Below are 12,542 nucleotides of genomic sequence, written 5' to 3'. Positions count from 1 at the left end.
CCTCACGCGTGATAGGCGGAATCGGGGATATCGGTGATGAACATGTGGCCCGGCGCATGGGTGATGGCGAAGGGCACGCCGGACGCCATCACGGCCGCCTGCGGGGTGACGCCGCAGGCCCAGAAGACCGGCACCTCGCCGGGCTCGATGCGCACCGCATCGCCGAAATCAGGCTTTGCGAGATCGGCAATACCGATTTCCTCGGGCGCCCCGACATGGACCGGCGCGCCATGCACGGCCGGGAAGCGGCCGGAAATGGTGGCGGCGTCGGCGACGCGCGAGGCCGGGATCGGCCGCATGGAGACGACCATGTTGCCCTTGAGCCGGCCGGCGGGCCGGCAGGCCCTGTTGGTCAGGTACATCGGCACATTGGTCTTGTCCGTCATGTGGCGGATCTCGATGCCCGCCTCGACCATCGGCGTCTCGAAGGTGAAGGAGCAGCCGATCAGGAAGGCGACGAGATCGTCGCGCTCCGCCCAGACGGCTGACGCGTCCGGGGTTTCCTCGGTGAGCCTGCCGTCGCGCCAGATGCGGTAGAGCGGCAGGTCGGTGCGCAGGTCCGCGCCGGGCGCAAGCAGCGTCGTCGGCGAGCCGGGATCGGAGACGTCGAGCACCGGGCAGGGTTTCGGGTTGCGCTGCGCATAGAGCAGGAAATCGAAGGCCCAGTCGCGCGGCAGCACGATCATGTTGGCCTGGGTGAAGCCCGGCGCGATGCCGGAGGTGGGCGCGACGAGCCCACCCCGATAATCGGCCCGCGCCTTGCGGGCGGCCGTGGCGTCGGCGTGGTCCAGGAAGGCGGTGGGGATCGTCATGGCGCGCCCTTACGACTTGTCGGCGAAGGAGCGGATGGCGATGCCTTCCACCTCGAACCGGCGGCGGATCCCCTCTGCGATGGCGACCGCGCCGGGACTGTCGCCGTGCACGCAGATCGACTGTGCCTCGATGCGGATCGTGCTGCCGTCGATCGCTTCGAGCGTGCCCTCGCGGGCAAGCTGCACCATGCGGTCGGCGATCTTCGCCGCGTCGTGCAGCACCGCGCCGGGCTCACGGCGCGAGACGAGCTCGCCCTTCGGCGTGTAGGCGCGGTCGGCGAAAGCCTCGGCGACGACGGCAAGGCCAGCCTTGCGGGCGAGGTCGAGGATCGGCGCATTGGCAAGGCCCATCAGGACCAGCGCGGGATCGACCGCCTTGATGCCGTCGATGACGGCCTGGCCCTGTCTGGCGTCATAGGCGATGCGGTTGTAGAGCGCGCCGTGCGGCTTGACGTAGCGCACCGTCGTTCCCGCCGCAGCGGCTACGCCCTTGATCGCGCCGATCTGGTAGATCACGTCGGCAATCAGCTCCTCCGACGTGGCGTCGAGATCGCGCCGGCCGAAGCCGACACGGTCCGGATAGGAGACATGGGCGCCGATGACGACGCCGTTCTTCGCGGCCGCCTGGACCGTGCGGTAGATGCCGGCCGGATCGCCCGCATGGAAACCGCAGGCGATGTTGGCGGAGGAGACGACGGCGAGCATCGCCGCATCGTCGCCCATGCGCCAGGCGCCGTAGCTTTCGCCGAGATCGCTGTTGAGATCGATCGCTGCCATTGTTCCCTCCCCTTTTCCTTAGAGACCGAGCAGGCCGAAGATCGTGCCGGCCGACTTGTAGCCCATATACCATGTCAGCGCGCAGACCAGGACGCCAAGGCCGAGCAGCCAGCGTGGATAGTGGTAGCCACCCATCAGGTCCTCGCGCTTCCAGGCGGCGAAGAGGAAGATGCTGAGGCCGATCGGCAGGATGAGACCGTTGAGACCGCCGACGAAGACCAGCATGGCGGCGGGCGGCGTGGTGATCAGAAGGTAGGAGACCAGCGAGATGGCGATGAAGACGACCGTCGCCATGTTGCGGGCGTGTTCGCTGATGTCCTGCTTGAAGACGGTGATGAAGGAGATCGAGGTATAGGCCGCGCCGATGACGCTGGTGATGGCCGCCGCCCAGAAGATGATGCCGAAGAGGCGCAGGCCGACATCGCCGGCAGCGGCCTGGAAGGCCTGGGCGGCCGGGTTCGCCGCCTGGCTCGCCGTGTCGATGACGACGCCGCTGGCAACGACGCCGAGGATGGCGAGGAAGAGCACGTACCGCATCAGGCCAGTCACGGCGATACCGGTGAGGGCCGCGCGGGAGACCGCCGGCAGGTGCTCCTGGCCGACCATGCCGCGGTCGAGCAGGCGGTGCGCGCCGGAATAGGTGATGTAGCCGCCGACCGTGCCGCCGACGATGGTGGTGATCGTGGCGAAGTCGATCGTATCGGGCAGGACGGTCTGGAACAGCGCGTCACCCACCGGCGGGCCGGACACGAAGGCGACGTAGAGCGTCAGCACGATCATCAGGATGCCTGCGAAGACGATGAAGCGGTCGACCGCAAGGCCGGCGCGCTTCGACAGGAAGATGCCGATCGAGAACACCGCGCTGATCGCCCCGCCGATCTTCGGATCGAGGCCGAAGACCGCATTGAGGCCGAGGCCGGTGCCGCCGATATTGCCGATGTTGAAGAACAGGCCGCCGACGATGACGAGAACGGCCAGTAGGTAGCCTGAGCCGGGAATGGCGGCATTGGCGACGTCCGAAGCGCGCATGCGCGTCAGCGTGACGATGCGCCAGATGTTCAACTGGACGACGAAGTCGATGAGGATGGAGGCGAGGATGCCGAAGGCGAAGGCGGCGCCGAGCTTGGTGGTGAAGGTCGCCGTCTGCGTGATGAAGCCCGGGCCGATGGCGGAGGTCGCCATCAGGAAGATCGCGGCGACCAGCGCCGAACGACGGGATTTGACGGTGTGGATGCCCTGCGCGATCACGCCCGTGCCGGCAGGCACAGCTGCATTCTGTTCCATGAGATTTCTCCGCTCTCACACACCCGCCCCTCGCGAGTGATGCATCGTCAAATGATGAACCGTCACACAAAAATGTCAATATTGTTCAACAATATTTCTATATCGTTCCTTATTATTGCCGTTTTACCAATCACATAGCGCGAGATTCGCCACACTTTTCAGCCCATTGCTCACCCATTCGTGCTATGGCCAGCCTGGAAAGAGGGCACCCGAGGAAACGGAATCGGGCCGGGGAGAAGACGATGACGGATGACGGAGAAGGCCTGCCGCTGGCGGATCGATTGGCACGGCGCATTCGCACGCTTCTGATCTCGGGAGAGCTTTCTCCCGGCCAGCGCCTGTCGGAAGCCGCCTTCAGCGATCGTTTCGACGTCTCGCGCAATTCGCTGCGCGAGGCCTTCCGCCTGCTCACCAAGGACGGGCTGCTGCGCCACGAGGCCAATCGCGGCGTCTTCGTCGCCGTGCCCTCCATGGCCTCGATCATCGACATCTACCGCGTGCGGCGCATGCTCGAATGCGGCGCGCTGCGCCAGGCCTGGCAGCAGCACCCGGCGATCCGGGCGATGCGCACGGCGGTGGAGATGGCCCGCGAGCGGCGTGCCGAAGGCGACTGGATCGGCGTCGGCAGCGCCAACATGATGTTCCACACCGCCGTCATCGACCTTTCCGACAGCGCGCGGCTCAACGAATTCTACGAGCGCATCTCGGCGGAACTGCGCCTCTGCTTCGGGCTGCTCAACGACCCGGAGCACCTGCACTCCCCCTTCGTCGACATGAACGACGCCATCACGACGCTCGTCGAGACGAACCGGCCGCATGAGGCCGCGGCCCAGATGGAGACCTATCTCAACCTCGCCGAGCGCACGATGCTGAAGGCGCTGGAGCGGGCATCCGAGCTGGCCTGAGCCTGCCGGCTACGCGGCGCCGACACGGCGGAGCGGCGCGGCAAGGCCTGTCGTTTCCGGCAGGAAAGGCTCCGGCCGGCTGAGAAAATAGCCTTGCACATAGTCGACGCCGATCGTCTGCAACGCCGCAAGAATCTCCGCGTTTTCAACAAATTCGGCGATCGTCCTGCGGCCGGCGAGATGGGAGATCTGGTTGATCATCTCGACGGTCATCCAATCCGCCTTGTCCGTCAGCATGTCGCGCACGAAGCTGCCGTCGATCTTCACATAATCGACCGGCAGGCGCTTGAGGTAGGTCAGCGACGACATGCCGACGCCGAAATCGTCGAGCGCGAAGCGGCACCCCATCGCGCGCATCGCGTTCATGAAGGCGATGGCCTCGTCGAGGTTCTCGATCGCGCTGGTTTCGGTGATCTCGAAGCAGAGCGCCCCGGCCGGCACGCGGCTGTGGCGCAGCGCCTCGCGCAGGAACGGCAGGAAGGTCTCGTCCTTCAGCGTCAGGCCGCTGAGATTGATGGAATAGGTGCCGGCAGCCGCGCCCTTGCGCCGGCTGATGATCTCGAGCGCATGGCGCACCACCCAGCGATCGAGCGCCGGCATGAGGCCGAAGCGTTCGGCCGCCGGAATGAAGGCGCCGGGCGACAGCAGCGTGCCGTCTTCTTCGAGCCGCAGCAGGATTTCGCGATGCTCGCCCGTCTCGCCATCCTGCCGGACGGTGGCAATGGCCTGGGAGAACAGCCGGAAGCGATCCTCCTCCAGCGCGCGGTGCAGGCGCTGCACCCAGTTGAGGTTGGCGGTGAACTGGGTCTGCGCCACGTCGGTCGTCTCGTAGACATGCACGCGGTTGCGGCCCTTCTCCTTGGCCATGTAGCAGGCGATGTCGGCCGCGCGCAGCGCTTCCTGGAGCGTGTAGCTGCGCCCGGCGAGGTGCACCACGCCGATGCTGGCGCTGATCGAATAGCGATGCCCGTTCCAGACGAAATCGATAGCCTCGGTGATCTCGCGAAGACGCATGGCGATCCGCAGCGCATCCTCCGGCGCGCAGTTCGGCAGGACGATGCCGAATTCGTCGCCGCCGAGCCTTGCGAGAAGATCCGTGCCGCGGATCGCGTTGGCGAGATCGCGCGAGACACGGCGCAACAGTTCGTCGCCGGCCGCATGGCCGCCATTGTCGTTGACGGCCTTGAACTGGTCGAGATCGATGAACATCAGCGCATGGCGGGTTTTCGGCCCCGCCAGCATGCGCTCCAATTCGTCTTCGAAGAGCCGACGGTTCGCAAGGCCCGTCAGGTCGTCGTGATTGGCGCTGAAGGACAGTTGCTCCTCGATCTTGCGCCGGTGGGTGAGGAAGCTGTCGAGCCGCCAGACCGTCAGCACGATGAAGAGCAGCGCCATCGCCACATTGGCCGCGAGAAGCACGTCCTGGACCTGCCGCGTCCCCGCGCCGAGGCGATCGGAGAAGCGCTTGGTGAGCGGCGTGACCAGCGCGTTGATCTCGTCGAGCTGGCGCGTGATGTCACGGCGGTCGATTTCGCTGATATGGCGGGACGCATCGATCGCCTCGCCAATCGGCAGCAATTGCAGCAGCACCCCTTCCGCCGTGCGCCAGTCGCGCAAGCAGGCCTCCATCACCGGAAGCCAGCGGAAGTAGCGGAACAGCCAGATCACGTTCGGAATGTCGTCCGGATGATTACCGCCCTCAAGGAAACCCTGATAGGCAGCCTGGATATCCGGCGGGTCGGCCTCGAGCGCAAGCCGCGCCGCACGGTCGCCCAGCGGGACCAGCATCGCCTGACGATAACGATCGACGAAGGAACGGTTGCCGGTGTCGGCATAGCGATTGAGGTAGTAGAGCGCGTCGTGCTGCCCCTTGGACCACAGGCTTTCGCCCGTCACGAAGGCGCGCAGCGAGGTGCTGACCTGCAGGCTGAACGTGGCAAGCGCAGTCTGCAGGAGAACGATCAGGACGAAGGGCCAGGCGACGGAGATCAGGCGAAGCGTGCTTCGAGGGTATCGCATCATGGCCGGCACCGTGCCGCCCGGTTCACCCCGAAGCATGTCGTCTCCACCCCGATGCGGCATTCCCCGTCACTCGCGATCGCTGTGGTCCTGTTCAAAGGCCGCACCCGTCTCACCACGCCTGCCCCCTGCGCGCAGACAGCCGGAAACCGGCAACCGCACCATCGCTTCGGTACGGACGAGTGGAGCACAAGAGTGTGAGAAAACCCCTAATGCAACCATGAGATTGCATTCCATCGGCACGTTTGCGCCCCGGTTCGGAACGCTAGAACGCCCAGGGATCGACGAGCTCGATGCCGGTACCGGTAAAATCGCGGGTGTTGCGGGTCGCAAGCCGGCCGCCGTTGACGCGGACGATCGCGGCGATCATGCCGTCGGGCGCCGACATCGGGCGCCCCTCCCGCACCGCCTGGCCCATGATCTCGCCATAAACAAGCGCTGCCGCCTCCGTCAGGCCGAAAATCCGTCCGGCAAAACGGCGCCGCCATTCGGCCAGGCCCTGTGCCAGCCGGTCTGCCCGCTCGTCCGGCCTGATCCTCTGGATGCCGAAGGCGATTTCGGCAATCGTCACCGTCGGTAGCGCCAGTTCGGCATCGAAACGCACGAGCCAGGCGAGCACGTTTTCCGAAGGCGCCTTCTTCAGCGTCTCCGACACGACATTCGTATCGAGGAAGATCACAGGTCGAGGCCCGTATGGGGCGTGCGGTGTTCGCGGATCGTGGCCTCCAGATCGACCTCCGCGCCGAAATCGGCGGCAAGTCGCTGGTAGAAGCGAGCCGCCGGCTCGCTGCCGGCCTCCCGCACCTCATAGGCCTCCAGCGCCCGCTCGACGATATCGGCGATCGTGCGGTTTTCCCGCCGCGCGAGGCGATGGGCGAGATCGCGCGCGCGGGCGCTGCGGACGGAAAGCTGCGGTTCTGCCATGGCGGCCTCCTTCAAGGGAAATATAGTCCCTCCCGATCCTGCCATCAAGATGGCATCTGATGGCAAGCCATCACCCCTTCGCCAATATAGCCTCCGCCGCCTTCTCCGCGATCATGATAACAGGCGAATTGGTGTTGCCGGAGACGATGGTCGGCATGATCGAGGCGTCGACGACGCGCAGCCGGTTCAGGCCGTGCACGGCGAGCTTCGTGTCCACCACCGCCATCGGGTCGCTGCCCATCCTGCAGGTGCCCACCGGGTGGAAGATGGTGGTGGCGATGTCGCCGGCCCGGCGGATCAGATCCTCCTCGCTCTCGTATTCCTGGCCGGGCAACATTTCCTGCGGGCGGAAGGGCGCGATGGCCCTCGTCTGCATGAGGCTGCGGGCATGGCGGATGGATTTCGCCGCAAGCAGCCGGTCGCCGGCCGTCGAGAGGTAGTTCGGGCGGATTTCCGGTGCCTCGGCAAGGTCGCGGGTCGTCACATGCACCGTGCCGCGGCTTTCGGGCCGGAGGTTGCAGACCGAAACGGTGACCGCCGGATAGCGGTGCAGCGGCTCGCCGAGCCGGTCGGTGCTGAGCGGCTGGACGTGATATTCGAGGTCAGGCGTCGCGACGGCGGGATCGCTCCTGGCGAAGATGCCGAGCTGGCTCGGCGCCATGGAGAGCGGGCCGGAGCGGGAGAACGCATATTGCAGCCCCATGCCGGCCCGGCTGAGGAGGTTGTGGTAAAGCTGGTTCAGCGTGCGCGCGCCCTCGATCCGGAAGACCGTACGGATCTGCAGGTGGTCCTGCAGGTTCTCGCCGACGCCGTTCAGTTCATGGCGCACAGGAATGCCGAGGGCGGAGAGCAGGTCCGGCCGGCCGATGCCAGACAGTTCCAGGATTTTCGGCGAGTTGATCGCGCCGGCCGACAGCACCACCTCGCGCGTGGCGCGGGCAAGGCAGATGCGGCCCCGCAGGCGAAAGCGCACGCCGGTCACCGTCCTGCCGTCGAATTCCAGCCGCTCGGTCTCCGCTCCGGTCAGGACACGCAGGTTCGGCCTTTTCATGGCCGGCCGCAGGAAGGCCTTCGTGGTGTTCCAGCGCAGGCCGCCGCGCTGGTTGACCTCGAAATAGCCGGAGCCTTCGTTGTCGCCGTCGTTGAAATCGTCGGTCTTCGGAATGCCGAGCTCCTCGGCCGCATCGCGGAAGGCGTCGAGGATCGGCCAGGAGAGGCGCTGGCGCTCGACGCGCCATTCGCCGCCGGCCCCGTGCAGGGCGGATTTTCCGCGGTAGTTGTCCTCCGACTTCAGGAACCAGGGCAGCACGTCGTCCCAGCCCCAGCCGACATTGCCCGCCTGCCGCCAGCCGTCATAGTCGGCGGCCTGGCCGCGCATGTAGATCATGCCGTTGATCGACGAGCAGCCGCCGAGCACCTTTCCGCGCGGGTAGTTGAGCGCGCGGCCGTTGAGGCCGGCTTCCGCGGCCGTCTTCATCATCCAGTCGGTGCGCGGATTGCCCATGCAATAGAGATAGCCGATCGGGATATGGATCCAGTGGTAACGATCCGATCCGCCCGCCTCCAGCAGCAGCACGCGGTTCTTCGGATCGGCCGAAAGCCGGTTCGCCAGAACGCAGCCGGCCGAGCCGGCGCCGACGACGATGAAGTCGTAGCTGCCCTCGTCCGCCGCCATTTCCTGTCCATCGACGGTCACGCTGCAACTCCTGCTGCCATGTCCCGAGACGCCGAGAGCCGCCGCCACAGCGGCGCCATCGCCTCGCCGATATCCCTGTAGAGCGCGTAGCGCCGGTCGTAATGCGCCGAAAGCGCGCCGTTCGGCCTGTAGTGCCGGTCGGTCCGCACCATGGCATTGGCGCCGTCGGTGAAATCGGAAAAGAGGCCGACCCCGGTGCCTGCCGCGATCGCCGCGCCGAGCGCGCCCGTCTCGCGCGAGACGGCGACGGAGACCGGCACGCCGAGCACGTCGGCGAAGATCTGCGGCCACAGCTTGCTGCGCGAGCCCCCGCCCGAAAGGACCGCCTCCTCGAAGCTCGCGCCGGCCTTGCGGATCGCCTCGACATGCTGGCGGTGGCCGAAGGCGACGCCTTCGAGCAGGGCGCGGACCAGATGGCCCCTGGTGTGCCAGCCGGCAATGCCGTAGAAGCCCGCCCGCGCATGGCCGTCCTGCTGGGCGCCGTAGAGATAGGGGTGGTAGAGCGGATCGTCCGCCGAGGGCTCCACCGCCGCGGCATGCGCGCAGCACGCGTCGAAGGGCGAGATTTCCGCCGCGTGGTCGCCCTCGAAGAACTCCCGCACCAGCCATTCGAGATTGGCCGCCGAGGTGGCGCTGTTCTCCATCGCCATGTAGCGGGTCCGGTCGAAGGTCGAGGACATGAAGACGGGACCATCGAGATCCGGGCCTTCGATGACGACCTGGTTGATGCTCCAGGTGCCGGCGATGATCGAGGCGCTGCCAGTGCGCGAGACGCCCGAGCCGAGCGCCGAGGCGACGACGTCGAAGAGCCCGCCGATGACGGGCGTGCCGGCGGCAAGGCCGGTCTCTGCCGCCACCGCCGCCGTCACCCGCCCGGCAATGTCGGCGCTTTCGATGAGCGGCGGCAGGAGATCCATGCAGTCGCCAAGGCCATAGGCCTCCATCAACGCCTTGTCGTAGCGGCGGGCGGCAAGGTCGATGAGGCCGGCGCCGGACATGTCCGAGACCTCGCTGACACGCTGGCCGGTCAGGCGGTTGACGACGAAATCCTTGGAGAAGAACACCGTGCCGATGCGCTGGAAGAGCTCCGGCCGGTAACGCTTCAGCCAGGCGAGCAGGGTCGGCGTCTGCGACGGCCAGGGACGCTGGCGGGCGATCGGATAGGTCCGTTCGCCGACGCCCTCGGCCAGCCAGGTCTCGACGAGGCCGGTCGCCCGCGTGTCGAGCGACTGGATGCCGATGAGCGGTTCGCCCGCCCGGTCGAGCGCATAGAGCCCGTTGCCGTGGCCGGCGCAGCCGATGGCGGCGATGTCGCCGGCCGCAATGCCCGCCTTGTCAAGGCAGGTGCGGATGACGTGTCGCGCATTGGCCCAGAGCTCGCCGAGATCGCGCTCGACATGGCCGGGGCTCGGCATGCGGCTATGGCCCTCCTCGCCCGCGTGCGCCAGCTCCCGGCCCGTCCGGTCGAAGATCACCGCCTTGATCACGGTGTTTCCGGCATCGAGCCCCAACAGATAATCCTGCATGCTGAACCCCTCCCAAGGTTCGTTTCATCCTATCCCTGCTGGTAAAGCGCGAAAGCCTCTTCGCCGCTCGCATCCGCATGGATGATCGCCATCAGGCCCCGCACCACGGCGCTTGGATTGGCGTGCTGGTAGATGTTGCGTCCATAGACCATGCCCACCGCGCCCTGCCGCATCAAGGCCGCGGACTTGTCGAAGACCGCGCGAAGGTCCTCCTTGCCGCCGCCGCGCACGAGGACGGGGCAGCGCGCCGCCTCGATGACGCGGTGGAAATCCTCCGCATTGGTGGTCGGGTCCGCCTTGACGATATCGGCGCCCATCTCGCGGGCAAGCCGCGTCAGGGTCACGATCTTCTCCGCATCGCCATCGACCATATAGCCGCCGCGCTCCGTGACGGGCTGCATGACGAGCGGCTCGATCATCAGCGGCATGCCGTACTTCTCGCAATCCGCCCGGACGCGCGCGATGTTCTGCACGCACTGGCGGAAGAGATCCGGCTCGTCCGGCAGCATGAAGAGATTGACCACCACGCAGGCCGCATCCATCTCCAGCGCGCCGATGAGCGGCTCCGCCTCGTTCTGCAGCACGGCCCACATGTCGCGATGGCGGATGCGGTTATAGGGATTGCCCATGTCGATGCGCATGACGAGGGCGGGCTTGTCCTTGCCGGGAAGCCCCTGCAACAGGTCGGCCTGGCCGTAGTTCATCTGGATCGCGTCGGGCCTCGCATCGACCAGCGCCTTCACCACGGCCGGCATGTCCTCCAGCCCGTCGAGGAAGGACGGCTCGTTGCACACGCCGTGATCGATCGCCACGTCCAGGCAACGGCCGTTGCCGAACAGCCGGTTCATCCGGACCTTGCGGTTGTCTCGCATACATTACTCCTTTGTTCGTTCCTTGCGGAAAGGGTTTCCTCCGTAACGCCGTGGCGCTCGTGCAGGAGGGTCAGAAAACGGGTGCGCTCCTCGGCCCTGCGCGCCGCAGGCCAGCCTTTTTCGGCGGCCAGCACATCGAGCGCGGCCTCGGTCATGGCGAGCGAGAGCTCGCCGGTAATGGCAAGCGCGGTGCGGCGCAGGAGCAAATCGTCCAGATGCTCGACCGCTTCGGAGCGGATGAGGCAGAGAAGTTCGCGGGCGCTGTAGGCCGGATGGGGCATGAGGTGATCCGGCCCGGCGGCGATGAAAAGGGCGATGTCACGCGCATCCGTGCCGTAGCGGGCAAACAGCGTCACGGCCCGTTCCGGGGAAAGGCCCGTCGAGGCCGAGAGCGCCCGCACCCAGCCGTCGCCGTCCTCCGGATAGTCCCGCCCGCCGCCGAGCGGGCGATCCGCCGTGTCGATGCGGCGCGGCAGGCCGAGCCGGTCGAGCGCCATGTCGGCGGACAGTTCGCCGAAGGAGCGGAACGTCGTCCATTTGCCGCCGATCATGCAGAGCACCGGCGGCCCGCCGTCGCGCCCTTCGAGAACGGTGCAGAAGTGGTCGCGCGGGATGCGGCCGGTAAAACTGTCCTTGCTCGCCGGCAGCGGGCGCACGCCGGAAAACTGGAAGACGATCTCCTCCGGGCGGATGCGGATGCCCGGCAGCACGAAGGCGAGCGATTGCAGGATGTAGTCCCGCTCATCCGCCTCGCAGCGCACCGTGCCGGGATCATCAACGCGGATATCCGTCGAACCGACCAGCACCTTGCCGAGATAGGGGAAGAGGATGCAGATGCGCCCGTCCTCGTTCTCGTAATAGATCATGTGGCCGTCGAGCATGTCGCGCAGCGCCGGATTGTCGATGATGAGATGCGAGCCCTTCGTGCCGCCCATCAGCGGTTCGGGCCGGCCATCCGCAGGAAAGAGGCTGGCATTGGCGATGTCGACCCAGCCGCCGGTCGCGTTGATGATGAGCCGCGGCTGGAGGTCCAGTGCCTCGCCGGTGAGGCCGTCGTGCAGCCGGTAGCGCCCGCCGCCGGCCGCCTCGATCGTCGCATAGTTGAGCGCCCGGGCCTGCTCCCCGCCGGAAAGGCCGTCGCGCAGCACCTCGATGCCGAGGCGCTCGGGATGGCTGACCCAGGCGTCGTAATAGGTCGCCGAATTGCGGATCGCCGGGTTGAGCGCTGGCCATTTTTCGAGTGTCGCCCTGCGGCTGCGGAACTGGTGCTTCGGCATCAGCGCCCGCTTGCGCGTGAGGAAATCATAGATGCCGAGCCCCGTCTTGATGGCGATCGCGCCGCGGCGGCTGGGGCGGCGGGTGAGGCCGAGGAAGCGGACGATGCCGTTGGCAAGGCCGGAGAAGATGTCGAAGATCGGCACCGCGGTCGGCAGCGGCGCAACATAGTGCGGCGCATTGCGCAAGAGGCGGTCGCGCTCGACGAGGGATTCCCTGACGAGGCTGAACTCGCCGTTTTCGAGATAGCGCAAGCCCCCATGCACCATGCGCGAGAGGGCGGCGCTCGCACCGGAACAGTAGTCGGCCTTCTCGACGACGAGCACGTCGACGCCCTGCAGCGCCAGCTCGCGGAAGACGCTGAGCCCGTTGATGCCGCCGCCGAGGACGCACACGTCCACCTTCGGGCTCCGGCGGAGCCCGTCCAATGTCTGTTTCCGGTTCATGATGGC

Annotated in this window: 11 protein-coding genes; 1 reads left to right on the top strand and 10 read right to left on the bottom strand. The window is 66.8% G+C overall.

Features of this window, described 5'->3' with window-relative positions; genetic code table 11:
* Window positions 1-2 precede the first annotated feature (2 nt).
* Genes shn_RS23750 through shn_RS23740 form a run of 3 tightly spaced genes read right to left on the bottom strand, consistent with a single transcriptional unit; the run spans window position 3 to window position 2,873 of the window.
* Window positions 3-812 (bottom strand): putative hydro-lyase, encoded by an 810-nt coding sequence (locus tag shn_RS23750; protein WP_064332985.1) that lies wholly within the window; start codon window positions 810-812, stop codon window positions 3-5.
* 9 nt (window positions 813-821) lie between these two features.
* Window positions 822-1,589 (bottom strand): LamB/YcsF family protein, encoded by a 768-nt coding sequence (locus shn_RS23745; protein ID WP_064332984.1) that lies wholly within the window; start codon window positions 1,587-1,589, stop codon window positions 822-824.
* 18 nt (window positions 1,590-1,607) lie between these two features.
* Entirely contained in the window at window positions 1,608-2,873 is a 1,266-nt protein-coding gene (locus tag shn_RS23740) for an NRAMP family divalent metal transporter (RefSeq protein ID WP_064332983.1), read from the bottom strand.
* Between the two features lie 242 nt (window positions 2,874-3,115).
* On the opposite strand from shn_RS23740, the gene shn_RS23735 reads away from it, so the two are divergent.
* The gene (locus shn_RS23735) at window positions 3,116-3,778 is read left to right on the top strand and encodes a GntR family transcriptional regulator (protein WP_064332982.1); all 663 of its coding nucleotides are present in this window, start codon (window positions 3,116-3,118) and stop codon (window positions 3,776-3,778) included.
* Window positions 3,779-3,787: 9 nt separating this feature from the next.
* Here shn_RS23735 and shn_RS23730 read toward each other — a convergent pair whose 3' ends face one another.
* From shn_RS23730 to shn_RS23700, 7 genes are all read right to left on the bottom strand, one after another.
* A complete protein-coding gene (locus shn_RS23730) occupies window positions 3,788-5,836 on the bottom strand; it encodes a bifunctional diguanylate cyclase/phosphodiesterase (RefSeq protein WP_064332981.1) in 2,049 nt (682 codons plus the stop codon).
* A gap of 226 nt (window positions 5,837-6,062) precedes the next feature.
* Window positions 6,063-6,476, bottom strand: coding sequence for a type II toxin-antitoxin system VapC family toxin (locus shn_RS23725; protein ID WP_064332980.1), 414 nt, complete (start codon window positions 6,474-6,476; stop codon window positions 6,063-6,065).
* Window positions 6,473-6,721, bottom strand: a complete 249-nt coding sequence (locus shn_RS23720; protein WP_064333276.1) for a type II toxin-antitoxin system VapB family antitoxin — start codon at window positions 6,719-6,721, stop codon at window positions 6,473-6,475. Before shn_RS23720 ends, shn_RS23725 begins: the two co-directional genes overlap by 4 nt.
* 70 nt (window positions 6,722-6,791) lie before the next feature.
* A complete protein-coding gene (locus shn_RS23715) occupies window positions 6,792-8,396 on the bottom strand; it encodes a GMC family oxidoreductase (RefSeq protein WP_064333275.1) in 1,605 nt (534 codons plus the stop codon).
* Window positions 8,397-8,413: 17 nt separating this feature from the next.
* A complete protein-coding gene (locus shn_RS23710; protein ID WP_064332979.1) occupies window positions 8,414-9,943 on the bottom strand; it encodes an FGGY-family carbohydrate kinase in 1,530 nt (509 codons plus the stop codon).
* 29 nt (window positions 9,944-9,972) lie between these two features.
* Entirely contained in the window at window positions 9,973-10,815 is an 843-nt protein-coding gene (locus tag shn_RS23705) for a class I fructose-bisphosphate aldolase (RefSeq protein WP_064332978.1), read from the bottom strand.
* Window positions 10,788-12,536: a glycerol-3-phosphate dehydrogenase/oxidase gene (locus shn_RS23700; RefSeq protein ID WP_064332977.1), complete on the bottom strand. Its 1,749-nt coding sequence runs from the start codon at window positions 12,534-12,536 to the stop codon at window positions 10,788-10,790. Before shn_RS23700 ends, shn_RS23705 begins: the two co-directional genes overlap by 28 nt.
* Window positions 12,537-12,542: the final 6 nt, after the last annotated feature.

The organism is Shinella sp. HZN7 (genome assembly GCF_001652565.1).
Classification (GTDB): domain Bacteria; phylum Pseudomonadota; class Alphaproteobacteria; order Rhizobiales; family Rhizobiaceae; genus Shinella; species Shinella granuli.
This window is presented reverse-complemented; position numbering and strand designations above follow the sequence as displayed.

What these genes read in the sequence shown, in the direction of transcription:
- shn_RS23745 (WP_064332984.1), bottom strand. Translation starts at nt 1,589, where the DNA reads ATGGCAGCGATCGATCTCAACAGCGATCTCGGCGAAAGCTACGGCGCC.
- shn_RS23740 (WP_064332983.1), bottom strand. Translation starts at nt 2,873, where the DNA reads ATGGAACAGAATGCAGCTGTGCCTGCCGGCACGGGCGTGATCGCGCAG.
- shn_RS23750 (WP_064332985.1), bottom strand. Translation starts at nt 812, where the DNA reads ATGACGATCCCCACCGCCTTCCTGGACCACGCCGACGCCACGGCCGCC.
- shn_RS23720 (WP_064333276.1), bottom strand. Translation starts at nt 6,721, where the DNA reads ATGGCAGAACCGCAGCTTTCCGTCCGCAGCGCCCGCGCGCGCGATCTC.
- shn_RS23700 (WP_064332977.1), bottom strand. Translation starts at nt 12,536, where the DNA reads ATGAACCGGAAACAGACATTGGACGGGCTCCGCCGGAGCCCGAAGGTG.
- shn_RS23730 (WP_064332981.1), bottom strand. Translation starts at nt 5,836, where the DNA reads ATGCTTCGGGGTGAACCGGGCGGCACGGTGCCGGCCATGATGCGATAC.
- shn_RS23715 (WP_064333275.1), bottom strand. Translation starts at nt 8,396, where the DNA reads ATGGCGGCGGACGAGGGCAGCTACGACTTCATCGTCGTCGGCGCCGGC.
- shn_RS23705 (WP_064332978.1), bottom strand. Translation starts at nt 10,815, where the DNA reads ATGCGAGACAACCGCAAGGTCCGGATGAACCGGCTGTTCGGCAACGGC.
- shn_RS23710 (WP_064332979.1), bottom strand. Translation starts at nt 9,943, where the DNA reads ATGCAGGATTATCTGTTGGGGCTCGATGCCGGAAACACCGTGATCAAG.
- shn_RS23735 (WP_064332982.1), top strand. Translation starts at nt 3,116, where the DNA reads ATGACGGATGACGGAGAAGGCCTGCCGCTGGCGGATCGATTGGCACGG.